Source organism: Candidatus Bathycorpusculum sp., from assembly GCF_009778815.1.
GTDB lineage: Archaea > Thermoproteota > Bathyarchaeia > Bathyarchaeales > Bathycorpusculaceae > Bathycorpusculum > Bathycorpusculum hydrogenotrophicum.
Window position 1 is genome coordinate 16,072 of record NZ_WRFL01000016.1, and the last position, 24,958, is coordinate 41,029.

The following is a 24,958-nucleotide window of genomic DNA, read 5'->3' on the forward strand; positions in this document are numbered from 1 at the left end:
ATTTTGTTTTTTTGAAAACCAAAAGCGATAAACATTACCTTAACACCAACATTAAACTTAACTTAAAACTGTACTTGAGGATGAGCGATGAGTAAGGCTGCTGATATGGCAAAGGTTTCGGCTAAAGGCGGTTTCCATATGCTTTGGGGCCTTGTTATATCTACGGTTATCTCCTCTGTTGGTACTATTATTATCGGTAGGTTGTTGGGTGCAGATAATTGGGGTCTCTACACCATCGCCATTGCTGCACCTACTATGATTGCAACCTTTAGAGACTGGGGTGTGAACACTGCGATGGTTCGATATACTGCCCAGTACAATAGTGAAAATCAAGTTTCTAAGATAAGAAGTGTCTTTGTTGCGGGCCTTATCTTTGAGCTTGTTTTAGGTTTAGCGCTCTCGATTGCATCTATTGCACTTTCAGGTTTTCTTGCAAATGCATATCAACGCCCAGAAATAGTCCACTTAATCCAAATAGCTTCTATATTTGTGCTAAGTGGTGCAATGATGTCTGCTGCAGGTGCAGCCTTCACTGGTATGGAACGATTACACCTTAACAGTATCATGTTAATTGTTCAATCCATAGTTAAGACCGGTCTGATATTGGCTCTTGTGATTTTGGGTTTCGGTACTTTGGGTGCAATAACTGGCTTTTCTATAGCAGTTCTAGTTGCAGGTATAACTGGCGTTTTGCTTATGTATCTAATGTACACCTCGTTGCCTAAGCCTGAGGATGGCAAATTAGCCATAGGTGCAACGATAAAAACCCTGCTTGGGTACGGTTTACCGCTTTCTATAGGCACCATGCTGGTTAGTTTACTTGGTTTTTTCTATTCTCTTATTATGCCTATTTTTGTTATTGACAATAGCATTATTGGTAATTATTCTCTTGCACAAACCTTTGTTGTTTTAATTACATTCTTTGCCTCACCTGTGACAACTATGCTTTTCCCTGCCTTCTCAAAGCTTGATTACCGGACCAATTCTGCTGATCTGAAAAATGTTTTTCAATATTCTGTAAAGTATGCTGCACTCATAGTTGTGCCTGTTACTTTTTTGGTCATGTCTCTTGCTGAACCCGCGATCCATACCCTATTTCCTGAGGGTTTCTCACAGGCACCTTTCTTCCTTATGTTATTATCAATAAGTTATCTGCTTACTGCTTTTGGTAATTTGAGTGCGGCTAATCTTATAAATAGTCAAGGCGACACAAAATACAGCCTTAAACTCTCGATTCTTCAAACAGCCATCGGTTTCCCATTGGGGTTTGTGCTGATTTCCCAATTTGGTATTATCGGTTTAATTATTAGCTCCCTTACAGTTGTCCTTCCCGGATTAGTTTTGAGTTTAAACTTTATAAAGAAACGCTACGGAGTCTCAGTAGCTTGGGGCGCATCTGCAAAGATTCTGATCTCATCTGCACTTACCGGGGTCTTAACTTACCTCTTGGTCACTTGGCTACCCTTTATCAGCGTAATTCGCCTGGCGATAGGTGTAGTGGCATTTGTGGGTATTTTTATACTGATTGCAGTTTTCACCCGAACCATAACCCGAACCGACTTGGAAAACATCCGAACAATCGTGGGTGGTCTGGGTCCATTGCGTAAACCTCTAAACATTGTGCTTGGTATACTAGAAAAGCTCATGCCGAAAGCTTGAAAGTAATTAATGAAACGGTAATGTAGCTGTGCAATTGCCCCTCTACGGCTTCTGGTGTTTTTATGATGTTTACGGAAAAGCGAAATGCTATAGCTCATTTTTACTTATGCAATGGATCATGTGGATCATGCTTTTTGGCCTTCTAGACAATCGTTACTAAGTGTGATCCTCAATTTAGCCTATCGGATCAACCCATTTGGAAATATCGGTATCTGGAAAGAATTAAATACGTCTTTGTGTTCCGATTATTGACTGGTGTTTTTTATGGTCACTATAAAGGGAATGCTTCGAACGTTGTCTATGGTCAAAAATCCAGTTACTCTTATTAATCTAAAACTGAGGAAAAAATCAGTTAACATTACTTTTCCAAATGGCGATGCTTTTCAAGTGACCTGGTCACAGTTTAGATCGTTTAGAGATTGCTACACATTTGTAAAAAATTGTCAGATACAGCAGATAAACGATGACGCTTTCAAAATCACCACCGATAAGTATCAATTGATTGGTTGCCGTGTACTGATAGATGTCGTGACCGAGCTGGAGTCAGGCTTCTATGGCTATGATTATCGGGGTAAAGTTGTTCTTGATGTTGGCGGTTTTGAAGGCGAGTCCGCTGTTTTTTTCTGGTCAAGGGGCGCAAAAAAAGTTGTGGTCTATGAACCGGTACTTGAGCATCATCCCGTTATCTGTGAAAATATTCGTTTGAATAAAGTAAATGCTGAGGTTCACTCTGAAGGTATAGGTGATAGTGATGGTGAGCGGGTTGTTGCTTACGATGAAATTGATTTGGGGTTTGGTCTTGGAACCGGGGGGTCCAATAAGTTGACTATTAGGCTCAAAGAGGTTTCAAAGGTTATTGCTGAAAGTGGCGGGGATATTGCAAAGTTTGACTGTGAAGGTGCTGAACTGTCTTTGCTCACAGTGCCTAAAGAAACGCTCAGAACACTAGAATATGTGATGGTTGAATTTCACACGCCTCAAATCAGAAAACAGCTCATTGAGAAATTTAACAGTTCAGGCTTTACTGTGAGCAGAGATATTGACAGAGGCAACAAAGATGGTATATCGGTAATGCATTTTAAAAGGAAACCAGATGCTTGATTAGTTGATTTAAATTCTCAAAATTTTTAATTATTAGGTTCTGTTTGACTTTCCGAATTTGTGTTTTAATGTCCAGTTAACTTAACATGTGTGAACTGTGTTTGTAGTGGTTATTTCTGTTTTTGAGTAGGGTGAATTGTTTTATCCTCTGAGTGGGGTTGTGTTATGTTAAAATTAACAATAGCCGTTCGTTATGCGGTGGGTTGTGTTTGAAGTTGGTGGTGATTATTTGTATTTTTTATATGGGTGCTAGTTTTTTTCTAAAACTTTGTTTTTATCCATTTTATAGAATATTTGTTTAATGGCTGTGGGTGGGTGTGGGATACTTGTGAAAAAGCTTAAAGAGGTGCTATTGGGCTTATGTATTCAATAAACCCTTGGAGAAGTCTTGGATAGAGGCGATGGTTTTTGAGAGATGACTTAGTGTTTCGAGACAAAGTGGTTTTAGGCATCAAAAATGTTGCTTCGTGGGCTCCCAAGTTGGGGTTAATGAAAAAACCCCGGTATCACAAAGACGGGGTCACGTTTCTTGTGGCAGTTAAAGATGAGGAAAGATGGATCAAACCCTGTATCCAATCAATCCAAGACGTCGCAGATGAAATCATCGTCGTAGATAGCTCTGTTGAGGACAACACAACAAAAATTGTCGAATCTCTAGTAGTAAGTAACCCCAAAATTAAGCACATAAAATTCTACTGGGGAGGGGCAAACGCTTTTGCTCTCTCACTCCACATCGGTCTATCAAGTGCCAATTATAAATGGCTCTTTAAATGGGACAGCGATCTTGTTGCCAAAAGTCCCCAAGCAATACAGGAATGGATAAACCGACTAAAATACCTCGACCCAAACCGTTACTACGTAATCGACATACCCCGCATCAACTTAGAGGGTGATCTTGAACATCAATCTCGTACATTGCCCTTTGGTGCCTATGAGGGGCGTCTCTTTACTTGGAGTCCAGAACTACGCTGGGCCCTAAAAGACAACTATTACGAGCAAATCTCAGGAGACAGCATCTGGGGTCATCGCTTCCCACCTTGGTTTAACAACCTGAGATGGCATGAACCCTACGTTTTTCACTGCAACATAAAAAGCCCCAAACGCTCCCTGACACGGCGATACTGGGGTGACTACATGGTACATAAAGAAACCCGTTTCGCAGACTTGGAGGAGTACACTGCATATAGAGTTCGTCAAGATTTGGGGCTAAGCGTAGAAGAAGCCATTAAAGAAATGACAAAGGTGATTGAAAAAGATATGATGCCCTACGATAGAGCTCGTTTTGGCGAATTACCTGAGCTTTTAAAAAATAGTTCAGCTATCGTTTAGCTTCGTTTTCATAACTAACTAAAGAGTGCCACGGTAGATAGTTAAGCCTTTTTTCACTTATCGGTTCCAAGATCTCCTTAGGGATGTTCCACACATTTTTACATAATTTCTATCCTATTCGAAGTAATAACCTAAACCAAGCGGTCGATACAGAAAATCCTGTTTGTCTGACTTAGAAAGCGATATGTGCTCTGTTTTTGGTTCGCTAATTAGTTTACTTTTGCAGTTTGTTTTATTAAGTAAGTTATAATACTTGGTTTTCCTCTTAACCTTTAAGGTTGATATGAAGGCTCTTGTGCTCAGCGGCGGCAAAGGCACGCGGCTTCGTCCCCTGACTTTTACTTGTGCTAAACAGCTTATTCCTGTAGCAAACAAACCTATTTTGGGTTATGTTCTTGATCAGGTGGCTGCAACATCTATTACAGAAGTGGGCATTATCACAGCACCTGAAACGGGTCACTTTGTTGAGGCCTATGTTGCTGATGGTTCAAGTTGGAACCTTGATGTGCAATATATTCCTCAGCAACCCTTGGGTTTGGCACATGCAGTAAAAACTGCTAAGGAGTTTTTGGGGTCTGATCCTTTTGTTATGTGCTTAGGCGATAACATAACCGGCCAGGGTTTGGCTGGATTTATTGAAAAATTTATTGCCGAAGGATTGGATGCATTAATTATCCTCAAAGAAGTAGAGACCCCCTCTAGTTTTGGTATCGCACAGCTCGATAAGGTGGGTAATATTGTTCAGCTTGTAGAGAAACCTAAAATTCCCATGGGTAATTTAGCCATTATTGGTACGTATTTGTTCTCAAGTCGGATTCATGAGGCTATTGAGCGTATTGTGCCGTCGTGGCGTGGCGAACTTGAAATTACTGATGCGATCCAAGAAATGATACACATGGGCTTTACGGTGAAGGCAGAGCTTCTTGATTCTTGGTGGCTTGATACAGGCAAAAAAGATGATATCTTGTCTGCTAATGCCATAATTCTAGATGAATGTGTTTCATATGATGTTAAGGGCAAGGTTGTTGACAGTACTCTTGTTGGTCGTGTACGGGTTGAAGCTGATACTGAGATCATAAATAGTGTTGTTCGGGGGCCCTGTGTAATTGGCAAAAATGTTTTGGTTGAGGGCTCCTTTATTGGGCCCTACACAAGCATTGGCGACAACTCTAAGATCTGTAATTCCAATCTTGAATACTGTGTGGTACATGATGGTGTTACAATACAAGATGTGGAACGGCTCGAGGATAGTTTAATTGGAAAAAATGCGAAAGTAACCCGAAACCCGCGTAATCGGACTTTAAAATTGCATGTAGGTGACTACTCTGAGCTTGAAGTATAGCGGGTTAATGGGAAGTGTTATAAGCACTCCTTGTCGCTATGTTATGCGTAGGTGAGACGATGTTAGAGGGGATGCGCATTAAGCCTATAAAACGCTTAGTCGATGAGCGGGGTTTCTTTAGTGAGGTCATGCGCCATGACTGGGGCGATCTCTTTGGAGATGATGTGGTTGTGCAGATAAATCATTCTTTTAGTTACCCTGACATTATCCGAGCTTGGCATCGTCACCTTCGAGGTCAAGTGGATTACTTTTTGGTTTTGAGGGGTTCGATTAAGCTCTGTGCGTTTGATGAGCAAACTCTTGAGCTTACCGAAATCGTTTCTAGCGGCACCGAGTTACAGGTGGTTAGGGTGCCGGGGCATTATTGGCATGGGTTTAAAGCCCTTGGCACCGAGTCAACGATGCTTGTGTACTATACCACTAAACTCTATGATGTTGCTGATCCTGACGAGGAGCGGCGGGTTTGGAATGATCCAACACTCATTCCCCAAAGCATAAACGGCAAAAAATCTGATGAACGTGTTGGTAAAAGCTGGGATTGGAATAGTGTCCCTCATAGGTGATTATGATGAAAGTTTTAGTGACTGGTGGTTTAGGTTTTATCGGAAGCAACTTCTGCCGCTACATGCTTGCAGCATACCCTGAATGTGAATTGATAAATGTAGACAAAGTCGGCATAGGCGCAAACCCGGCCAACCTGCAGATGATAGAGAACAATAAACGTTACACCTTTATCAAAGGCGATATCTGCAACCCGCAGCTAATCAACCGATTAGTCCATCAAGTTGATGCAGTTGTAAACATTGCTGCTGAAACCCATGTTGATAGAAGCATAACCGACCCCAACGTGTTTTTACAAAACAACACTGTGGGAACCTTTACAATTCTTGAAGCTATCAAACGCCATAACCACAAAGCCCGCTTTGTGCAGGTATCAACCGATGAGGTTTATGGCGAAGCCTTGGAGGGCTCTTTTACAGAGAATACCCCGCCTAAACCCTCCAACCCATACTCAGCCTCCAAAGCCGCGGCGGATATGTTTGTGCTATCTTACTGCAAAACCTATGGTTTGAAAGCCTCCATTACTCGATGCACTAACAATTTTGGCCCCTACCAGCTTCCCGAAAAACTCATACCAAAAATCATCATACGAGCCCTGCGTGATCTGAAGCTTCCCATCTATGGCAAAGGCACAAACATTCGCGATTGGATACATGTTACAGATCACTGCAAAGCCGTTGGTATGGTGCTTGAGAAAGGTAAACCCGGTGAAATCTACAATATATCAGCCGGTAACGAAGCTACCAACCTTGAAATAGTAAAAAAAATCCTTACCTCTATCAAAAAACCCGAGAGCCTGCTAACCTTTGTAGATGACCGACCGGGGCATGATGTCCGCTACAGCCTAGATTCCAAAAAAATCCGCGACGAACTAGGCTGGAAACCTACTGAAATCTTTGAAGATGCTCTGAACTCAACAGTGGAGTGGTATGTTGGAAATGAGCCGTGGTGGACTCCCTTTGCTACCGATGCAATCCTACACCCCACACCTTGGAAACGGGGGAATCTGAATTGAAACTCTTAATCACCGGCGCAAATGGACTGTTTGGCTCCAAATTAGCCCAGATGGCCCTTGAGAGAGGCATTGAGGTCTACTCCTCAGATCTTGAAGCCCAATCACCTTATGGCACTCCTCTTAAACTAGATGTCTCAAACAAAACCCAAGTTGACGCAGTATTTGAGCGCATAAAACCCGATGTAGTGGTTCATGCCGCTGCACTAACTGATGTAGATAAGTGTGAACTAAACAAAGGGTTTGCTTGGAAAGTTAACGTAGATGGAACCATGCACATACGCGAAGCATCCGAGCGTGAAGAAGCCTTCCTAGTTTACTTATCCACCGACTATGTGTTTAGCGGTGAGAAAGGTTGCTACGTAGAATCTGATGCAGCGGATCCTCAAAACTACTATGGCCTAACTAAACTAATCGCTGAGGAAATTGTTCAAACCCTCCCAGAATTTTTCATCGTCCGACCCAGCGTAATCTATGGCGCTACTCCCGCCGCAGGCAAAACCAATTTTGCCCTCTGGCTCATTGAAACACTGCGCAAAGGCGAACGCGTCCGAATCGTTAAAGACCAATGGAACACGCCTACCCTAAACACCAATCTTGCCGAGATGGTTCTAGAGGCTGCTGATCGCCGTTTGGTTGGACTCTATCATCTGTGTGGTGCCACAAAAGTCACCCGCTTAGAATTTGCTAAAGCAATCGCTACTGCTTTTGGTTTAGATACAGGACTAATCGATAAGGTTGCGTCTTCACAGCTTTCCTGGCTTGCTAAACGTCCCATAGATTCTTCACTTGACACCTCCTTAGCACAACGCGTTCTCAAATCCAAACCCTTACCCCTAGAGGCTGCTCTTGCCCAATTAAAAATCGAGTTAACCCAAACATAACTTGGCTAGCGTAACTGTTATGTAGCAATGTGCTTTTTGCATGTTAGAATGATGAACCAATCCAGCATCAAGCAGATTGCACGGCAACGGATCGAAATATTGTTTGGGCAAGCTAAAAAGGTCGCGCCCTCAAATCCTACGTTAGCGGCTGTGTATGTAGCGTCTGCACGGCGGATTGCGATGGCGGCTCGAATTCGTTTGCCGCTAGAGTTTCGGCGTGAGACTTGCCGGGAATGCAATGCCCTGTTTAGATATGGAGTTAACTGCCGAGTTAGAGTAAAACAAAAAAGGGAGCCTCACGTGGTAGTAACATGTTTAAACTGCGGGAATTACACTCGCTATATGTTAAGAAAAAAGGTGCGCAAAGCAATTGATCAAGATAACATCAAAAATGAAGCGCCATGTTAAGCACGTTCTAAAAGATGAAAACCCAACGATTTGGGTGGGCAAGGATGGTTTATCGGCGCAATCGATAAGCGAAATTGAGAAGCAACTACAGAGAAACAAGATGGTTAAGGTGCGGATTTTGCCAGCGGCACTCAAAGAGTTGACTACCGCTGAAGACATCGCCAATAAAGCTGCAAAAGAAACAGAGTCTGCGTTGGTAGAAGTCAGAGGCCATGTGTTTATCCTGTTTAGAAAACGCAGAGCCGCTGAACCCGAGCCGCCTGCACCCTAATTTATTTAACCTATAAATATCCCCACGTTTTCTTCTTTAGTGCAATACTTGTTTTAGTTAATTAATTAGTTAGGTGACTTGTTTTGGGTCTTAGTGAATCTATAAAACGTGATCATGATATATACCGCAGGTTTTTTACTAAAATGTCAAAGACAACCCCAAAGGATGGGCCGATGCGAGAAATTGCTCTCAAAGAGGTTATGCAAAATATCTATACACATCACAAAGCAGAAGAGCTGACAATTTTTCCTAAGATGATGCAGATACCTGAGTTGCGGGGACTAGCCTTTGAGCTTGAAGTGGAACATGCCGATATGAAACAACTCTTTGAAACCCTAAAAACGGAACGTACCGACACAGAAATCTGGAAATACAAACTCATCCCCATATACGATATCATGCATGCCCATTGGTTAAAAGAAGAGGAAACTTTAACGCCATTTGGATTGGACTATTTTTCTGAAGCTGACTGGACACAACTAGGCCAACACTTTGATGAGATAGTGCATAAAAGTTAAGCTATAGGTTGTTCTGTGAATTTATTTATACTTTAACCAGTTAACAACGTTAGGATCAGCATGAAGTTTTTAATTATACAGAAGGTAAAACGTGATGTGCCCCTTGAGCGTTGGGCAAAACTGTTGCCTTTACAGTTTAAATATTTTGAGAGTCTTGAGAAAGAAAAAAGCCTCGATCTCACCTATCATCTTATTGGACATCAGGGTAGTATGCTCATAGTTAATGCTGAATCTGATGAAAAACTCAGCCGTATCATCGGACAGGACCCTCTTTTCTTTGAATGTGACCGTCAAATCTATCCTTTAGCTGCACGGCAAGCGCACGAAAAACAAATTCTCGAGCTCTTAAAACAACCCGTAGAACTGGGCATGTAACGCTAAACAAAAAAATAAAAAGGGAAGACGGCTTGCGCCGCCTCTAAAGAGACACTATTTTATAGACTTCTTATGGTTTGTATGGTGGAAGTGCTTGTACACCAGCGGTAACAGTGACTGAAGTCATTGTGCGTAATGTAGGCAATCCAGCCGCTGTGATTGTGTAGTAGTATTGACCTGTTTTGAGTAGCTCAGTTGAGCCTGTGGAGTGTCTTGAAATCTCAACTGGTTCGCAAGCGCGAATTGTACATGCTTCGTCGGAGTATACGTTGAGGATGATGGTTTCTGGTGTTTTGTCAGTGTTGGCGTAGCCTGTGAGTCCACCGAGGTGTAGATAGACATATACTGGTTTGTTGGTGTCTACCCAGGGTGCTTTGAAGGTAAATGAGTGTCCGTTGCCGAGGCTGAATTGTTGTTGGCCGGGTGCTGATGTCCAGATTGGTGTTAGGTAGTCTATTGTCTTTTTGCTGTTTCCAGGGTCGGGTATGCTATAGACATTGGCTGGGGTTTTTTTGATATCGTTGGCGTTTTTTGCGTTGAGTATGAATGTGTTTGAGATTGAGAGTTGTGCGCTGCTGCCTATTAGTTCGTCGCTAAAGGTTAGAGTGTATTCTTGTGTGTTTGGGTTGTATTCGATTGTGTATTCGCCGACTTTTGCTAGGTTGTTGCCGTTTATTAGTTCAAATGTGCCGCCGATGCCGTTGGAGAATTCGTTGAATTGGAACCAGTTGCCTTTTGTGCCGAGTTTTTGGTCAAGGTTGTGTGCTTGTTTTTCTCGGGCAACTATATTTTCAGATGAGTAGCCGCCTGTTATTGAGTCTTTGATGTTGACTTTTGTGCCTACGTCATAGCTGAGTGTGATGCTGCCGTATTGTTGTACTTTGTTGTCAAATGTGACATCTTCACCGTAAACGGGCACTAGTTGTGGCTGGCATGTTTTAAATTCGTGGTTGGGGTTTTCACAGACCATATAGACGAGGTCGACTATTCTGCCGCCTTCTTGTTCATCGAAGTGATCAAGCACATCTAGTATGGAGTAAATGTTTGCGTCTGATACATCACCGAGCATGCCGTAGTCAATGTCTGCGGTGTCGATGGATTCGAGCAGGACCCATGTGACTATTTGGGTGATGATTCTGTTGTCGTTGTTGTTTAGGTCGCCATAGTTGGTTTCGATGTAGTTGTAGGCAAGGACGAAGTCGCCATATTTGTCTGGTAGTACGGTGCCTAATTTTGATGCAACCATGTAGCCGCTACAGTCTATGCCGCTTTGGCCTGCAAAGTTTTGGGAGCCACCGTGTGCGCAGAAGGATGGGTATGTGGTTCCGGTTTTGGTGTTTGTGACGCCGATGGGGAATATGATGCCGCCCATGTTGAGGTTGCCATGGTTTAGTGTTGCGAGTGTGTTGCCCCAGCCGTTTTGGATGGTGTAGAATGCGTCGTAGTCGAAGTCGCTAAAGATGTGGCCTGTTTCGGTGTTGCGTATGTGGAAGTATAGTGGTGCATTAGCCTCTTTGAAGACTGCTTTTGCTTCTGGTGTGATGAGTGTTTCGACTACTGCATAGTAGCCTGATTCTAGTTTGCCTATTGCGAAGTCTATATATCCGTCGACTGAGATGCCTCTGACGGTTGCAATGGGTGCTGTTTCATCATAGCTGCCGTCGTCTTCGTTTGCTTTGTAGAGTGCGAATTGTACACCTAGGCGGATTGCGCGTGCTTCTTCATCTGTGTAGCTGTTGAGCCAGGTTTTAAATGCGATGCCGTCTACGGTTTTCTCTATTCGCAGTTCACCGTATTGGGTGGTGGGTGTTTTGTATAATGGGACCAGTTGTGGCTGGCAGTATTCAAAGTCATGTTCATGGTTTTCGCATGTCAAGTAGGCTACGTCTACGATTTTGCCTTCTCCTACGTATTTCTCCTCAATAGCATCTATAGCATCTCTGACGAGTTGTTGTTGTTCATTATTGAGGCTTGTTGTACTGAATGCGTCACTTTTGACATTAATGGCGCCTAATATGGCCCACATGACTGTTTGTGTTATGACTCTGTTGTTGCCTTCGTTTAGGTTGCCTAGGTGGTCTTCGATGTAGTTGAGGGCGTAGACGAAATCGTCTGTATTTATGCCTTCGATGAAGTCGGTGGATGTCATGTAGCCGCTGCAGCCAAGGGTGTTGTCGCCTGCAAAGTTTTTGGAGCCGGCATGAGCGCAGAATGATGCGAACTCTTCGTTTGTGTATGTGTTGGTTACGGCGATATAGAAGAATTCTCCCCCGCCGTTAAGGCCTGGATAGTTTAGTCTGTCAGGGGTACACCAGGGTCCAGTGTAACCTTTGACGATAGCATACAGAACATCTTCGCCGCCAGCATAGAACTGGTGTGCGGTAGGTTCTGTATATGTGGACGCCGCGTTTGCTTTTAGGGGCATTACTGCAAAACAACCTATAACAAGCGCAAACATAATTATGGCCGCTAAGCCTTTTTGTGTTTTGCTTTTCATTTATATTCACCTGAAAGCTTGATTCTTATCAATCAAACTATCAAACGAGATAATTGTCTGAAATCTATTTAAATGACATTTCATATATGTAACATTTGAAAAAATGATATATTGGGGTTTAAGGAATATCTTACCTCAAGATATATCTAAAAAGACACTCAAAATAGGGCATATGATATAGCAAACTACAAACGGGCCCGTTAAAACAAGCACCTAAAGAACTTGTGCATATAGAAGTTAAAAAATGAAAAAATCGGAGTTGATAGTTTGTTTATGTTTATCGTTCTGTTGTGTTGTCTTCTGGTGGAACCAAAACTGCTGCTGCAACTGTTGTAGTCCACAAACCGTTCTTATCGCCTGCTGCTGACTGAGTGGTATTTGCTGTCTTTATAATCAAACCCGTAGTCTTAAAGAGCTGTTTGCGTTCATCCCAAGCCGTCTCGGGATCAAACTGGATACCCATAGTAGTTGCAAGCATGGTGGCTGCAAGATCCTCCGCATAGTCACCTGCGGTTTCATCTGTCTGTCCATAGCTGTGGTGCTCAGATAGATAGCCATATTGATTTTTTCCTGAGGGGATGGCAACACCTACCGATGAGGCGACCAGCCGGTGGGGTTCATTGGTTGCATTGCGGGCGATGACAACAAAAGTAATCTCTCCGGGATGAATCATCTTTAGGCCTTTTTCACGTGTAACCAGCTCACATCCAGGCGGAACAATACTAGATACGCTGACTAGATTACACATTTGTATGCCTGCGTCTCGGAGAGCTAACTCAAATGATTGGAGTTGTTCTTTGTGTTTGCCGACTCCCTTTGTAAAAAAGAAGTATTTTGGTATCATCTTATGTATCAGAAAATATGGATTGCAGAATGCATTTATTAGGCTTTTGTTTAAAGAATTAACACTACCCCAAAAAACACATACACTGAGGCAACAAATGACAACCTCATATAGCGTATTTAGAGACGAATCCAAACTGGATATAAACTATATCCCATCAAAGCTGCCGCACCGCGAAAAAGAACAGCGCCTCTTGAGCGAATTCTTCAATTTCATAATACAGTGTCCCACACAAATGACTCAACGTGTCATCCTAACCGGTGATGTGGGCACCGGCAAAACCGCACTTGCCCAAACCTTTGGGGCAGATCTCACAAGTCAAACCAAACGAAAAAACCTCAAATTCCATTACGTCCACATCAACTGCCGCGAATTCCGCGGAAGTCTTCAACCGATTCTGCACAAAATCGTTACCGCGTTTCGCCCCACCTATCCCGCCCGGGGATATGCCGCTGATGAAATCCTCGCCACCTTAATGCAGGTACTTGATGAAGAAGAAACCACCCTAATAGTTACCCTAGACGAATTTGACAGTCTTATCGAAAAAGTAGGCTCCGATGCCGTCTATAAACTCACCCGAATACATGAAACCCGCCAAGGCCAACCCCAGCGGCTCTCATTTATCTTTATCATGCGTGACCTAAACGCCATCGAACACCTCGACGACAGCGCAAAGAGCACACTGCAACGAAACATCATTCGCCTACAACGCTATGGCAAACCCCAGCTTATCGACATCTTAAACGACCGTGCCGCTTTGGCCTTTACCTTAGGCGCTGTGGAAGATGATGTGATAGATTTAACCGCAGAGCTGGCCCATTCACAAACCGGAAACGCACGCTTTGGCATTGAACTTTTATGGCGCGCCGGAAAATACGCCGATGCCTCAGAATTAGGCCATATCAGCGCCGAATGCATCCGCAACGCAATCTCTGCTATCATCCCAACACTACACCGAAGCGAATTAGCCTCTTTGGATTTTCATGAAAAACTATTCCTGCTAGCAATTGCACGCTACTTTAAAGAAAACCAAGAGGCCTACGTCCAAATCGGCGAAGCCGAAAAAGCCTACCAAGTTATATGCGAAGAATACGAAGAACCCCCCAAGAGCCACACACAAATTTGGCTCTATGTACAATACCTCTCAAAACTAGGGGTCCTAAAAGCAGAAGTTGTCAGCTCTGAAACCCGAGGCAGAGCAAACCGCATCTCTCTGCCCTCCATTCCCGCAGCTGAGCTTGAACAAGAAATGAATCTTAGCCTCCAAGGAAAAAGGTGAAAACATGGCGCTCGAAGAAATTCTCTGCTCTAGACCACGCATAAAAATCCTAAAACTCATCTACACCCTAGGACAACTAAACGTTTCAGATATAGCCCGGAGACTAAATACAAACTATACCTCCATAAGTGGTCATATCCAAATCTTGGAATCCGAGGGCATATTGGAGCTTCGAACCTATGGACGCGTGCGCATGTATCGATTTAGCAGTTCAGCAAAAGCCCAAGCAGTTGCAGGCCTGATTGAAGCCTGGGAAAAACAAACTGCCTAAAGCAATAACATCATTTAATTAATGCGTGTTTTGTTCAAAATATAGCAAATGTGTATGGCCTAAACAATATGTTGATATAATATATATTTTGTTTTTATCTATATATAATATTTGTGTAAATTTTAAGAGCAATAGTGTATTCTATAGCCAAACCGAAAGCTGGAAAGCCAATCGTAGGTATGCACAGCGAATTTGGCGTCAGCAACCATATAATGCCCATAGTTTAATTCCCTATCCCAACTGGCGCTTGATTCGCTGTGCAATCAGTTATAATTTTTAAAAATACCCTTATCTGATAGTTAAAGCTGTAACTAACTTTGCGATACCCCCAGTTGTTGCTCAAATAACCATTAACCCACATTAGGCTTCATTGTGAAATTCACGGCATATATGTGCGTATACGGCCAGTTTTTCTCCCTGAAAACTACTATAGACCTCAGTAATCTTCAAAAGAAACTCTTGAAAACTCCATTCTACAATGGTACCTGTTATAGACACTAATTGGCAAAGTCCATCCACAGAATATTCCCCAAGTGAACGCGATGCAGATGTACTATTATTAATTGAAACCGAAGACTTTACCATCTTCACCTTTGATGGACTCAAACGCAGAACAGGTCTGCATTCCGAAACACTCTCACGTATACTAGCCCGGCTTGAAACCGAGGGAATCCTCAAAAAAGAACCTGATGGCTACCGCGTAACTCCCAAAATTACCCAGCTCAACATCCACTCACCACACACCGAAACGCCAACTACCCCGCTCATACAAACTTTTCTACCCTCCGACATAATGACCCAACGCCTAATACTCCAACTCCGAGGTAAATGGTTTGGCATGCTCCGCTGGCTAGGTATATCTGAAACTCCCCAAGGCATAACCTTGAAATGGATTACCGAGGACGGCGCAATTCAAATAGCTGCAAACATAGAAGGCACCGCCCTAAACATCGAAGCCAAATTCCTAACCAACAACAACCTCAATTTAGCTCTCAAAGCATCCTACCAACTGATGACACTTATCAGCAAATTCGTCATAAACTCCCGCTTGACTAATCCCATTACAACCCAAACGACAAGTTACTTTAACTTCTACACAACTGCATAACTCTTAATTTCAAACATGAGATCACTCAACTTGCTGATGGTTGTGAAATACTGTCTTCTCTATCTGATGTCAAATCCCCAAAATTAAGTACCTGCATAGTGTGACCAAGTTTATCTCATCCTTAGTCAACAAATATCGTTTTGTACATTTCTCTTTTAGTGAAAATAAATGACCCAACTAGTAAATCCCCTTGAAGTCCTCAAATCCGTTTCAGACGCAACCAGCACGCTTATCAAAAAAACCTCTGAATCAGTTGTTGCCGTCAAAGCTCAAATGTCTCGCGGTACAGGTGTCATCATCACCAAAGACGGCTATATAATCACCTGCAATCACGTGCTCCAAGGCTGTAGCACTGTCAAAATCGGTCAGGGCGAAAAAATCATCAATGCAAAAATCGTGGGCACCGACCCATACAACGACATCGCTTTACTCAAAGCCGAACAAGGGAACTATACCCCAATTGCGCTAGGGGACAGCGAAAAACTAAACGTAGGCCAATATGTTTTGGCATTGGCTAATCCATTCAACAAAAACCAACCCACCGCCACATCCGGCATGGTAACTGGCGTAAACAGCACCGTCCGCGGCTGGCGCGGTATGACTGCAATGGAAAACGTCATTGCAACCGATGCCCAACTCAACCCCGGCTTTAGCGGTGGTCCACTTGTCGACGCTGAAGGTAAACTCATCGGTATAAACACCGCCTACATCTGGCAAAGAGGCATCGCCATTCCCATAAACAAAGTCAAAACCATCACCGACCGCCTCATGACTGGTAGAACCGCACAACGAGGCTATCTAGGTATTATCGCAAATACAGTTGCCATTCCCCAAGATATCGCTGAACAAGCAGGTATTGAACAGGAAACAGGCGTTATGATATTTAGCGTCGAAGCCGGTTCCCCAGCCCGCCAAGCCGGTCTATCTATGGGTGATGTTCTTATCAAATTCAATGACAAACCCGTAACCGACTTCTATGACTTGCCAAGGCTACTCACAGAAGACGTGATAGGCAAACAAACCAAAGCTATCCTAATCCGCAGAGAAACCCTTCTCGAAGCCACCATAATCCCCACAGCACATGGAGACCACCCAGATTGATAACAAAACTACCGCTGGAACTTGACCCGCCCTCCCCGTTTCCCGCTCCACCCCTGCGCAAACGACCCTTCATTTCGCCCCAAATAAACGCTGATTTCGCGATTGCTTCATCGACTCGTTTATTTATAGACAAACGCTGGAACTAAAACAGCGTCCCAGATTTTTTATTTTTTTCACTAACCTATTTTCATGTCATGTTTGTTGGCAGTTATAGTGCAGTCTAATGGTTATGCTGTTTTTACTGCTTCAACAGTACGTTTAAGCAGTAATGTCGCTGTATCTTGATTGGGCCAGCTTCCCATGCCGCAATCTGGGCCTGTAAAAGTCATCCGATCGCCATATTTTGCTTTAGCAAACCGATAGCGTTTCTGTATGGTTTCAATAGATTCTACTAGTTGCTCAGAGGTGGGTTGAGTTACTCCTTTTTCGTAGAGTTCTGCCCATATGGTGTCAATATCTGTTCGGGTGATGCCTACGCGGATTTGTTTGTCTGTCTCATCTAGCATGCTTTTTGGAACCTCGTTTATGTTTTGTGGGGAACCGCCGTATTCAAAGGACAAAACATCAAGTCCCTTTACTGCTAAGAGATCATGAATACTTGAAGCGAAATGGAGATGAATCTGTTTTGTCGGCCCCGAAAAATCGTAGGCTTTCTCCAAAGTTTCCCTGATAAGCTCCGCTGAGCCGCTAAAAGGAGAATGACCCAGACCAGGTTCATCAATGGAGACAACTGTTGTTTCAATGTATTTGCTGTTTAGAATGCTGTTTTTAGCAAAGTTATTTATGGTTTGAGCAATCCCTTCCAATACATCCGGATAAGCGGTTGCACCTACTTCTGAGAGGTACTGTGCGATGGGGCCAAACATCGAAATCCGTAAGCAGATTTTTTTACCAAATTCTTCACTTAAACGTTTAGCCGCCTGATTTAACACATAAACTTCGGGTAGAATCGCTCTTTCTTTGGGAACAACAAAGGAGCCGTCTGCCATGGCTTCATGGATAGCATCGCCAACTTGTCGCATGCCACTGTAGATCTGTGGATAATTAGCCACATCCAAACCTGCCGCCAGCTTTTTTCTAAACGACTCAACCACAACTGAGCAAAAAGTCCTCTCTACAAAAAGATCTTCACATGGATTTCGCCTCCCAAGTATGGCCTCTCGAGCCAGCTCATAGGCTTTGGCGTAATCATCTGATTTAATGCCTTGCGGCAGAGGAAAGCTACCTATGTCATCGATTAATGTGTCCATAAAGTATATCCATTGAGAATTCTATTAAAGCTAACTCCATCTGGTGTGAGGTACCTCTATGTCTGATGATTGTGTGTTCTGTCAAATCATCCAAAAAAAGTCGCCTGCAAGTTTTATCTATGAAGACCACTGGGTTGTGGCTTTTTTGAGCAACCGTCCTGTTAACGAAGGGCACACACTTGTGATTCCTAAAAATCACTACGAAAATATCTATGAAATGCCTGACTCTGAGCTTGCTTACCTATCTAAGGTTGTTAAACAAATTGCACACGCGGTTAGAGATGCTATGGTTGCAGAAGGTATTCGTGTGGTGCAGAACAATGGTTCTGCATCTGGTCAGGTGGTTTTTCATTTTCATGCGCATGTTATTCCGTTGAAGCCCCATGAAGGTTTCACTCATGGTACCGCATATCGAGAACAAACTCACGGTCGATTGCCTGAAGCATTAGATATTGATGCAGAAAAAATAAGGCGTCACCTCAGAGAGACTCAGCAATAATTAATAAAAATTTAAATAGTTTTTTTGATTAAACTTTTTGGTGAGAAAAATGTTGAGGTTGGTCAAGATTGCAATCGTTTTCAATATAGTGGTGTGTGTTTTATTTGTCTATGGAAATTATGTTCAATGGAGCGTGTTTGCAGGAAATAATGCCGCTTCATCAAACATAGTTAGTTGTACATGGGCTCCAACACAATTGACAATGATTTTTTATGGTGGTGGTGAGAACGGTGTTATTAGCGCTGTAGAAGGGCTGTTTGTGTATCCTAACCTTCCATTTATGCTGTTTTGGTTTTCGACAATAGGCAACCTTCTGATAATTAGACAAAAATTTAAGGGGTAGTTTATTATCTATTAGAAAAATAATTTATAGCATTGGCGATGTTGTAATATAGTTGGTTTTTTCTTTTTTCCATTTTAGGTACTGTTTGTGTGCTTGTTTGTTTGTTTGTGGGTTTTTGTGTTTGAAGAGTTGTTAGTGGTTTTTGTGTTTTGATTTTATTTTTTGTATGTTGTTGGGTGTGCTGATTGTGGTGGTCGTTTGTGCTTGTCAAGTTTTTTGTTGGGTTTGTTGGTAATTTGGTGTTTATAGTGGTCTTTTGTGTGTTCTGGTTTTTCTTTGTTCTATGCTTTGTTCCTTGGTAGTCGCAAGGTTTTTATGTGCCCGCTAAATCTCATAGGTGCACTCAACGTATATTAAACACGGTAAAACGATGGATTGATGGACCAAGATGGTAAGAAAAGCACGAATACGCCTCACAAGCACTGATTACGTGAAGCTTGAAGAGGTTTGCGGGGAATTACGTAGCATCGCTCATAAGACGGGCGTAAAAATGAACGGTCCAGTACCGTTGCCAACAAAACGCCTCCGTGTGCCTGTTCTTAAGGGCCCCTCAGGTGAAGGTACCGCAACATGGGATAGATGGGAAATGCGTATCCACAAGCGCCTCATCGATATTGACTCTGAAGAACGCGTTATGCGCCGCATTATGCGTATCCGCGTGCCTGAAGAAGTACACGTAACAATCGAACTTATCTAACCCTTTTAATTTCACTTCTAGTCTCTTTTTCTTTAGCGTGCACCTTAAATTCTATTGCTAACCTTTCACCTTAGAGGTAAAATACTTGAAAGAATGGCAATGTATAGTCGTGGGACACCACAATAACGTCGCTAAAACAATCGCAGATTGGGAAGCCCAAGGCTGGAAACTACACACCTACAACACCGCCGGAATGGGCGGCACATGGAACTACACCGTAAACCATTATCTACTATTTGTTAGAGGCGAATAGTGCCTCAAATAAAAAATATCCACCAAATAAATGCCATTATACTTACCGCTGGAATAAACGCTAACGCCCATATTTTCTTGTTTAGCATAAAGATTTTATAACCATCAAAGACCCCAACGGGAATCAAGTTAAAGACTGCCATAAACGAGTTAAAGAACGCGGCGTAGACAAACATCAACGTATAAGCGTTGAGTGGTAATCCAAATACTAAACTCAAAAAAACAACAGCAAAGATCATATTTGTAATGACCCCTGCAATGGCGATTTTTATCATATTCTTAGCTGAGGGTGCATGGCCTCCAATCATCATAGCGCCTGGAGCAATCATTTTAAAAAACGGTACAAATATCGAGATAAACGTAATAATTGCACCCAGTTTGGTTAATCTAAACTCTGCCCACATACCTGCTTTTTGTGCCATAACTTTGTGTGCCATTTCATGCACAAGAAAAGACATAGTCATAATCACAGCAAACACGCCTATCACTTCCCATGACCACAGCGGCGGCCAAAAACTATACATACTGGTCGTTAAGCTAATACCTATCGCAAAACCAATGCCGATAACAAGTGCAATTGCAACGCCTAAATGTTTGGCTTCTTTTTTGCTCCAACGTATGCGCTGTTGACGTCTGTAGGGATCTTGACCATAGACGTAGCTGTAATTGTAGGACCCATCACTTTGCTGTATTACAACACGTTGCTGTGTTTGAGCCTTAGCATTGTTAATTCCAATACAGCCATGGTTTTCTGGCAGTCTGTGATGACTACAAAATTGTCCACCGCAGAAAGGACAGCGAAACGGCATCACCGTTTCTGTAGTGCACTTTTGGCATTGCATGGTTTGACGCCTTGCTTTGATAATGCCATGGTTTCTTATATTTATACGCCAAAATCTCTATCCATCACTACCTATAAAATCATAAAAATGCATAGTGACCAAGTTTACACTGAAGATAAAACCGCTATATTCAAAGAACACTTAATATAACTTAGTATCCAAAACAAGAAGGCGACTGCCCTTGAAGCCATTTAGCTTTGTCCATGTATCTGATCTACACCTAGGATACACCCAGTATGGCTTAGAAGTCCGAAGACAAGACTTTGACAGCGCATTTAGCGAAGTTGTGGACAAAACACTCGATCTCAAACCAGATTTTATGATTATCGCGGGTGATCTATTTCATCAAGCCCGACCCAGTAATCACACGCTGGAAAATACGGTGCGCAGTTTTAAACGCCTAAAAGACGCCAATATTCCCGTTTTAACCGTAGATGGTAGCCACGACTCCGCCCCAAACACCATAACCAGTACCATCCTCTACCCCCTTGACAGCGCAGGGCTCATCTTTCATCTACCCCGACACCGCGGCTCCTGCTGGAGCAAACCCGAGTGTTGCTATGTCTACGGTATTCCCAATTACCATAACCGTCCCAAAACACTTGAAGCTCTCCCCCGCTTTATGGAAGAAAACCCCCCAACTCCCCAACCCAATCTCGCTAACATCTTTGTATTTCACGGCGCCCTAGACCTACCCAACGTTAAACCCTCCTACATGGAAGCTGAGATTCCCCCCGAATTATTACCTGATGGCTTTTGCTACTATGCCGCAGGCCACATCCACGACCGCTACACTGGCCGCTTTAAGAGCGGCATTTTAGTATACAGCGGTTGCACAGAATCCTCCGGCTATGATGAAGGCAAAATCACCAAAGGTTTCTACCATGTGCAAGTCAACGACAAAGGTCAACCCGCCCCTGAGCTAATTGAACTATACACCCCTCGACGCTTTATTCTCCTAGAACATGACTACACCGGCTTGTCACCTGCCAAGATCACCGAGATGGCAGTACAGATGGTCAAAGAAGCTGATGAAACCGATGTTATAATCGTTCCCATCCTCTGCGGTACCCTGCCCACAGAGGCTAGCCGCGCCGAATTAGACGTGCCCAAAATCCGCAATGCCGCCCCCAAAGCGCTTTTGGTCCATCCTATTGTCCAACTCAGAGAAACGGTGGTTTCTGATGAGGTAGTGCGCTCTATCTTTGAGGGCGAATTCAAAGACCTAAAAACTAAGGCCTTTGACTATTTTGTGCAGATTTTCTCTGATCGATATGGCAAAACAGACGCTGAACGCATCGCACATGGCGCTCTAAATTTGATTGAGCCGCTGGCACAAAAACAAGATGCCAAAGTTAAACAAGTCATCGAGGAGCTCACCCATGAAAATTGACATCGTGCAGCTGGAAAACATTCGTAGCCACACCAAATCAACTGTGCCCTTCACCCGGGGCTTTAACTGCATCGTTGGAGGCGTGGGATGCGGCAAATCCAGCGTACTCTACGCTATAGACTTTGCATTATTTGGCGACACCATTGGCCGCAAAAGCTTTGACTATCTCATGCGTGAAGACGCGGACTTTTGCCGCGTAACTTTGCAGTTTAGCCAAAACGGCCGCATATACAAACTAATCCGCGGATTAAAACGCAAAGGCAAATCCCTAAATCAAGACAGCGAACAACTAAAACTCTACGAAGACGAAAAACTCGTTGCCTCAATGAAAAACGAGGCCGTTGCAGAACAAATCAAAACCATAACCGGTCTAGATCGCGATCTCTACCGCGAAATCGTCTGGTTTCGCCAAGAACACCTAAAAGAACTCCTAGATGCCAAACCCCGTGACCGCCAGATCCGCATCGACGAATTTTTCGGCTTAGCTGAGTATGAGGCCGCCTGGAGTAGCATAGCCCAATACCAACGCGACTTTGAAACCGAAAAACGTGTCTACGAAAAAGACCCCGATGTTTGTAGCTTAGAAAAACTCAGCGCAGAATACAACCGCGCAAGCGAAGACTTTACCAATCTTGTGATGGCCCTTGAGACATCCACCCAACGACTAACCAACGCCAAATCCGCCCTTGACGAAACTGATTTACGCCTCAAACGCTCCGAAGAAAAAAAACTCGCCATAGAAGAACTCAAACGCAAAGAAGCCCGCCTAAACGCCAACTATACCAACATGACCCAAACATCCAACTCACTAACTGAGCGAATTGAGGGCAAAAAAACAATACTTGACAACCTTCTTCAACGCCAAACTTCTCTTGGCAACCAAATAAAGCAATATTTAAGCATATTCGAACAGGCCGGGATACCCAAAGATCAGTCCCTTGATCAGTTACGCGTTTATATTTTGGGGTTTGATGACAAACTCTCTCAACTAAGAGCCGAACAGGAAACTGCCTCCCAAAACCTTCTCCAAGATCAAAAAAGAGCCGAGACCCTTAGTAAATCCTCAAAAGACAGCCAATGCCCCGTCTGTAGTCAACCTCTAATGGGTGCTTACAAGACCGATTTACTCAAAAACATAACCCAAACAAACCTAGATCGAGAAAAAACCATTAACCATCTGCGTATTGAAGTTGCAACTCTGCAAAAAACCAAAACAACTGTCTCCCAAGCATACGGTGATCTGCAGACCAATCTGACCAGAAACACTGATTTGGTTGCTCGAATCGTTGAGGAGCAAGACAACCTCAAAAATCTGCTTGCGGAACAAGAAGTCCACCAGCACCTTGAAGCCGCACAATACACTGAGCTCCAAACCTGCCAAGCTCAAATCGCCCAATTCGACATATCTGAGTTGCAGGCCGCTAAAGACCAAAAAGACCAAACCCTAAAACAATACTACGCCGCCGAATTAGATCTGCGCACAAAAGCAAACCGTAAATCCGATCTAAACCTCCACCTCCAAGAAATCAAAGACCGCCTCGAAATAGCTCAACAAAAACTTGATCGGAGCGAAAAAATCAGCCGCATCATCGAGTTACTAAGTGCCATTCGAGACGCCTACCGTAGCATCCAGCCTAAACTCCGACGCGAATTTGTCAAAGTGCTGCACAGCTTTGTCCAACAAGTAATAGACAGCCTAGTGGGCGGCGAAACTCCCATGCTAAACGTGGTTATCGACGAAACTTACACCCCCTACGTAAAAAGCGAAGCCGGGGTAAACCGTGAAGTCAACAATCTCTCAGGCGGAGAACGCACCCTCTTAGCGTTTGCTTATCGTATGGGCCTAGGACAGCTCATTTTGCAATCCCACACCGGTCAGGGTCTGAGTATGCTTGTGTTAGATGAACCCACCGAAAATTTGGGTAGTGAAGACGGCAGTATTGAGCGCTTAGCCGATGCCATTGGTAAATTTAGAGCAATTGAGCAGATAATTGCCGTTACTCACAGTGAAGCTTTCGCAGTAACTGCGGATCATGTGATTAGTATAGCTAAAGAAGCAAACACAAGTAAGCTCTCTATTGAACGCTAAACTGCTCCCTGTCTTTCACGGTCTTTTATTTTTGGGTTTATGATGTGGATTGTTTGTGTGGCTGGTTTTTTGCTTGTAGTTTTCTTGTATTTTTTCTTTGATTTGTCTTTCAGGTGAGCCAGCTTTTGGAAAAGCTTATATTACTTTTTGAGCAAAGAGATCGCTATAAAATGGTGTGATTCAAGTGGATAAAAAAACTATCTACATCATTGTTGCAATTTTAGCGGTAGTTATTGTCGCCGTAGCCGCAGTAGCCCTTTTGATGAACAACGAAACAGAAACAACTCCAGCACCTGAGCCGCAGACTATTGCTGATGGTGACTCTCTACAATTTAAGGTTGCCGATAGCACTACTGGCTTAGACTATTATTGCGCAATAAACGACTTCAACGGAGAAGCTGATATAGTTAGAGTTGACATGGTTATGGATGACGCATGCTACAGTTATATCTTGAACTTGGAAGATTCCACATCATATGCAAGTAAAGATTTTGGCGAAACTTGGACAAAATCCAAATTTGCTGATGATGAATTGTATCTAGAGATGGCATATTGCTTTGCAACTGAACTCAAAGATAAATGGGATGGCCTATCAGCAACCTACAGCTACACAGCAGACGACATTAGCTATACTATCTCCGACATTAAAGTGAACGACCTCGACGATTCGCTTTTTGCAACTAGTTAAACAAAACCGGTTGGCTTAATCCAACTTTCCTTTTTTTGTTTTCAAATTGGCAGGTACATTAGATTCCAAACTTTTCCAAGTTTGGCCATGTGTTTTGATAAACGCTTGTTTTAATATTCATGATTAGTCCTTTTTTTAGTGAAGTCATATGAATGTGTTGTGTAATTGGTCTTGTAAAATGTTTTTTATTATAAAACCGGAACTCGGCAAAATTACCCCTAGGTCAATAGTTTGACATTGATTTACGCCTGTTTTTAAAATTTAGCCATAAACCTTAAATCTAGGTTACACCTAGGTTAACCCATAGGTTACCCATATGCAAAACGTACCCAAACAGGTACAAAA

General features: G+C 43.2%; 26 protein-coding genes. 21 read left to right on the forward strand and 5 right to left on the reverse strand.

Annotated features, from left to right (window positions below; all coding sequences use genetic code 11):
• Positions 1-87: 87 nt before the first annotated feature.
• The 7 genes from FWF39_RS04915 to rfbD all read left to right on the forward strand — a co-directional run bounded on the left by FWF39_RS04915 (position 88) and on the right by rfbD (position 7,888).
• The gene (locus FWF39_RS04915) at positions 88-1,659 is read left to right on the forward strand and encodes an oligosaccharide flippase family protein (RefSeq protein WP_343382326.1); all 1,572 of its coding nucleotides are present in this window, start codon (positions 88-90) and stop codon (positions 1,657-1,659) included.
• Positions 1,660-1,959: 300 nt separating this feature from the next.
• Complete coding sequence (locus tag FWF39_RS04920; RefSeq protein WP_343382327.1) at positions 1,960-2,760, forward strand: FkbM family methyltransferase; 801 nt, start codon at positions 1,960-1,962, stop codon at positions 2,758-2,760.
• A 408-nt stretch (positions 2,761-3,168) separates the two neighbouring features.
• Positions 3,169-4,089 (forward strand): glycosyltransferase, encoded by a 921-nt coding sequence (locus FWF39_RS04925; RefSeq protein WP_343382328.1) that lies wholly within the window; start codon positions 3,169-3,171, stop codon positions 4,087-4,089.
• 283 nt (positions 4,090-4,372) lie between these two features.
• Positions 4,373-5,431, forward strand: coding sequence for a glucose-1-phosphate thymidylyltransferase (locus FWF39_RS04930; RefSeq protein ID WP_343382329.1), 1,059 nt, complete (start codon positions 4,373-4,375; stop codon positions 5,429-5,431).
• 59 nt (positions 5,432-5,490) lie between these two features.
• Positions 5,491-5,994 carry a dTDP-4-dehydrorhamnose 3,5-epimerase family protein gene (locus FWF39_RS04935; RefSeq protein ID WP_343382330.1) on the forward strand — a complete coding sequence of 168 codons (504 nt, stop codon included), beginning with the start codon at positions 5,491-5,493 and terminating at the stop codon, positions 5,992-5,994.
• 5 nt (positions 5,995-5,999) lie between these two features.
• Complete coding sequence (gene rfbB, locus FWF39_RS04940; protein WP_343382331.1) at positions 6,000-7,007, forward strand: dTDP-glucose 4,6-dehydratase; 1,008 nt, start codon at positions 6,000-6,002, stop codon at positions 7,005-7,007.
• The gene (rfbD, locus tag FWF39_RS04945; protein WP_343382332.1) at positions 7,004-7,888 is read left to right on the forward strand and encodes a dTDP-4-dehydrorhamnose reductase; all 885 of its coding nucleotides are present in this window, start codon (positions 7,004-7,006) and stop codon (positions 7,886-7,888) included. Before rfbB ends, rfbD begins: the two co-directional genes overlap by 4 nt.
• Before the next feature lie 17 nt (positions 7,889-7,905).
• Here rfbD and FWF39_RS04950 read toward each other — a convergent pair whose 3' ends face one another.
• Entirely contained in the window at positions 7,906-8,127 is a 222-nt protein-coding gene (locus FWF39_RS04950; protein ID WP_343382333.1) for a hypothetical protein, read from the reverse strand.
• Positions 8,128-8,258: 131 nt separating this feature from the next.
• On the opposite strand from FWF39_RS04950, the gene FWF39_RS04955 reads away from it, so the two are divergent.
• From FWF39_RS04955 to FWF39_RS04965, 3 genes are all read left to right on the forward strand, one after another.
• On the forward strand, positions 8,259-8,567 hold the full coding sequence (locus tag FWF39_RS04955) for a YhbY family RNA-binding protein (RefSeq protein WP_343382334.1): 309 nt from the start codon (positions 8,259-8,261) through the stop codon (positions 8,565-8,567).
• An 83-nt stretch (positions 8,568-8,650) separates the two neighbouring features.
• Positions 8,651-9,085, forward strand: a complete 435-nt coding sequence (locus FWF39_RS04960; protein ID WP_343382335.1) for a hemerythrin domain-containing protein — start codon at positions 8,651-8,653, stop codon at positions 9,083-9,085.
• Between the two features lie 60 nt (positions 9,086-9,145).
• Entirely contained in the window at positions 9,146-9,460 is a 315-nt protein-coding gene (locus tag FWF39_RS04965) for a hypothetical protein (RefSeq protein WP_343382336.1), read from the forward strand.
• A gap of 70 nt (positions 9,461-9,530) precedes the next feature.
• On the opposite strand, the gene FWF39_RS04970 is transcribed toward FWF39_RS04965, so the two are convergent.
• Both FWF39_RS04970 and FWF39_RS04975 read right to left on the reverse strand, forming a co-directional pair.
• On the reverse strand, positions 9,531-11,957 hold the full coding sequence (locus FWF39_RS04970) for a hypothetical protein (RefSeq protein WP_343382337.1): 2,427 nt from the start codon (positions 11,955-11,957) through the stop codon (positions 9,531-9,533).
• Positions 11,958-12,234: 277 nt separating this feature from the next.
• Positions 12,235-12,801, reverse strand: coding sequence for an arginine decarboxylase, pyruvoyl-dependent (locus FWF39_RS04975; RefSeq protein WP_343382338.1), 567 nt, complete (start codon positions 12,799-12,801; stop codon positions 12,235-12,237).
• Positions 12,802-12,898: 97 nt separating this feature from the next.
• Between FWF39_RS04975 and FWF39_RS04980 the strand changes: the two genes are divergently transcribed.
• The 5 genes from FWF39_RS04980 (at position 12,899) to FWF39_RS05000 (ending at position 16,706) form a co-directional block, all read left to right on the forward strand.
• Complete coding sequence (locus FWF39_RS04980) at positions 12,899-14,080, forward strand: ORC1-type DNA replication protein (protein ID WP_343382339.1); 1,182 nt, start codon at positions 12,899-12,901, stop codon at positions 14,078-14,080.
• 4 nt (positions 14,081-14,084) lie between these two features.
• Positions 14,085-14,351, forward strand: a complete 267-nt coding sequence (locus FWF39_RS04985) for a winged helix-turn-helix domain-containing protein (protein ID WP_343382340.1) — start codon at positions 14,085-14,087, stop codon at positions 14,349-14,351.
• Between the two features lie 478 nt (positions 14,352-14,829).
• Entirely contained in the window at positions 14,830-15,459 is a 630-nt protein-coding gene (locus FWF39_RS04990) for a hypothetical protein (protein ID WP_343382341.1), read from the forward strand.
• 168 nt (positions 15,460-15,627) lie between these two features.
• Entirely contained in the window at positions 15,628-16,560 is a 933-nt protein-coding gene (locus FWF39_RS04995) for a trypsin-like peptidase domain-containing protein (protein ID WP_343382342.1), read from the forward strand.
• The gene (locus FWF39_RS05000; RefSeq protein ID WP_343382343.1) at positions 16,557-16,706 is read left to right on the forward strand and encodes a hypothetical protein; all 150 of its coding nucleotides are present in this window, start codon (positions 16,557-16,559) and stop codon (positions 16,704-16,706) included. Before FWF39_RS04995 ends, FWF39_RS05000 begins: the two co-directional genes overlap by 4 nt.
• Before the next feature lie 81 nt (positions 16,707-16,787).
• Here the strand turns inward: FWF39_RS05000 and FWF39_RS05005 are convergent, their stop codons facing one another.
• A complete protein-coding gene (locus tag FWF39_RS05005; RefSeq protein WP_343382344.1) occupies positions 16,788-17,810 on the reverse strand; it encodes a hypothetical protein in 1,023 nt (340 codons plus the stop codon).
• A gap of 58 nt (positions 17,811-17,868) precedes the next feature.
• On the opposite strand from FWF39_RS05005, the gene FWF39_RS05010 reads away from it, so the two are divergent.
• From FWF39_RS05010 to FWF39_RS05020, 3 genes are all read left to right on the forward strand, one after another.
• Positions 17,869-18,309 (forward strand): HIT family protein, encoded by a 441-nt coding sequence (locus FWF39_RS05010; RefSeq protein ID WP_343382345.1) that lies wholly within the window; start codon positions 17,869-17,871, stop codon positions 18,307-18,309.
• Positions 18,310-19,040: 731 nt separating this feature from the next.
• On the forward strand, positions 19,041-19,349 hold the full coding sequence (rpsJ, locus tag FWF39_RS05015) for a 30S ribosomal protein S10 (protein ID WP_343379444.1): 309 nt from the start codon (positions 19,041-19,043) through the stop codon (positions 19,347-19,349).
• 85 nt (positions 19,350-19,434) lie between these two features.
• Positions 19,435-19,602: a hypothetical protein gene (locus tag FWF39_RS05020; RefSeq protein WP_343382346.1), complete on the forward strand. Its 168-nt coding sequence runs from the start codon at positions 19,435-19,437 to the stop codon at positions 19,600-19,602.
• 4 nt (positions 19,603-19,606) lie between these two features.
• Here FWF39_RS05020 and FWF39_RS05025 read toward each other — a convergent pair whose 3' ends face one another.
• Positions 19,607-20,443: an AN1-type zinc finger domain-containing protein gene (locus FWF39_RS05025; RefSeq protein WP_343382347.1), complete on the reverse strand. Its 837-nt coding sequence runs from the start codon at positions 20,441-20,443 to the stop codon at positions 19,607-19,609.
• A 181-nt stretch (positions 20,444-20,624) separates the two neighbouring features.
• Between FWF39_RS05025 and FWF39_RS05030 the strand changes: the two genes are divergently transcribed.
• From FWF39_RS05030 to FWF39_RS05040, 3 genes are all read left to right on the forward strand, one after another.
• On the forward strand, positions 20,625-21,836 hold the full coding sequence (locus tag FWF39_RS05030; RefSeq protein WP_343382348.1) for a DNA repair exonuclease: 1,212 nt from the start codon (positions 20,625-20,627) through the stop codon (positions 21,834-21,836).
• Complete coding sequence (locus tag FWF39_RS05035; RefSeq protein WP_343382349.1) at positions 21,826-23,925, forward strand: SMC family ATPase; 2,100 nt, start codon at positions 21,826-21,828, stop codon at positions 23,923-23,925. Before FWF39_RS05030 ends, FWF39_RS05035 begins: the two co-directional genes overlap by 11 nt.
• Before the next feature lie 184 nt (positions 23,926-24,109).
• Positions 24,110-24,613, forward strand: a complete 504-nt coding sequence (locus FWF39_RS05040) for a hypothetical protein (RefSeq protein WP_343382350.1) — start codon at positions 24,110-24,112, stop codon at positions 24,611-24,613.
• The last annotated feature ends 345 nt before the right edge of the window (positions 24,614-24,958 follow it).

Bases quoted from the DNA above. Each gene is read 5' to 3' on its own strand.
- rpsJ (WP_343379444.1), top strand. From the start codon at position 19,041: ATGGTAAGAAAAGCACGAATACGCCTCACAAGCACTGATTACGTGAAG.
- FWF39_RS05035 (WP_343382349.1), top strand. From the start codon at position 21,826: ATGAAAATTGACATCGTGCAGCTGGAAAACATTCGTAGCCACACCAAA.
- FWF39_RS04930 (WP_343382329.1), top strand. From the start codon at position 4,373: ATGAAGGCTCTTGTGCTCAGCGGCGGCAAAGGCACGCGGCTTCGTCCC.
- FWF39_RS04995 (WP_343382342.1), top strand. From the start codon at position 15,628: ATGACCCAACTAGTAAATCCCCTTGAAGTCCTCAAATCCGTTTCAGAC.
- FWF39_RS05025 (WP_343382347.1), bottom strand. From the start codon at position 20,443: ATGCAATGCCAAAAGTGCACTACAGAAACGGTGATGCCGTTTCGCTGT.
- rfbB (WP_343382331.1), top strand. From the start codon at position 6,000: ATGAAAGTTTTAGTGACTGGTGGTTTAGGTTTTATCGGAAGCAACTTC.
- FWF39_RS04975 (WP_343382338.1), bottom strand. From the start codon at position 12,801: ATGATACCAAAATACTTCTTTTTTACAAAGGGAGTCGGCAAACACAAA.
- FWF39_RS04970 (WP_343382337.1), bottom strand. From the start codon at position 11,957: ATGAAAAGCAAAACACAAAAAGGCTTAGCGGCCATAATTATGTTTGCG.
- FWF39_RS04980 (WP_343382339.1), top strand. From the start codon at position 12,899: ATGACAACCTCATATAGCGTATTTAGAGACGAATCCAAACTGGATATA.
- FWF39_RS04965 (WP_343382336.1), top strand. From the start codon at position 9,146: ATGAAGTTTTTAATTATACAGAAGGTAAAACGTGATGTGCCCCTTGAG.
- FWF39_RS04935 (WP_343382330.1), top strand. From the start codon at position 5,491: ATGTTAGAGGGGATGCGCATTAAGCCTATAAAACGCTTAGTCGATGAG.
- FWF39_RS04990 (WP_343382341.1), top strand. From the start codon at position 14,830: ATGGTACCTGTTATAGACACTAATTGGCAAAGTCCATCCACAGAATAT.
- FWF39_RS05005 (WP_343382344.1), bottom strand. From the start codon at position 17,810: ATGGACACATTAATCGATGACATAGGTAGCTTTCCTCTGCCGCAAGGC.
- FWF39_RS04915 (WP_343382326.1), top strand. From the start codon at position 88: ATGAGTAAGGCTGCTGATATGGCAAAGGTTTCGGCTAAAGGCGGTTTC.
- FWF39_RS05010 (WP_343382345.1), top strand. From the start codon at position 17,869: ATGTCTGATGATTGTGTGTTCTGTCAAATCATCCAAAAAAAGTCGCCT.
- FWF39_RS04985 (WP_343382340.1), top strand. From the start codon at position 14,085: ATGGCGCTCGAAGAAATTCTCTGCTCTAGACCACGCATAAAAATCCTA.
- FWF39_RS04920 (WP_343382327.1), top strand. From the start codon at position 1,960: ATGGTCAAAAATCCAGTTACTCTTATTAATCTAAAACTGAGGAAAAAA.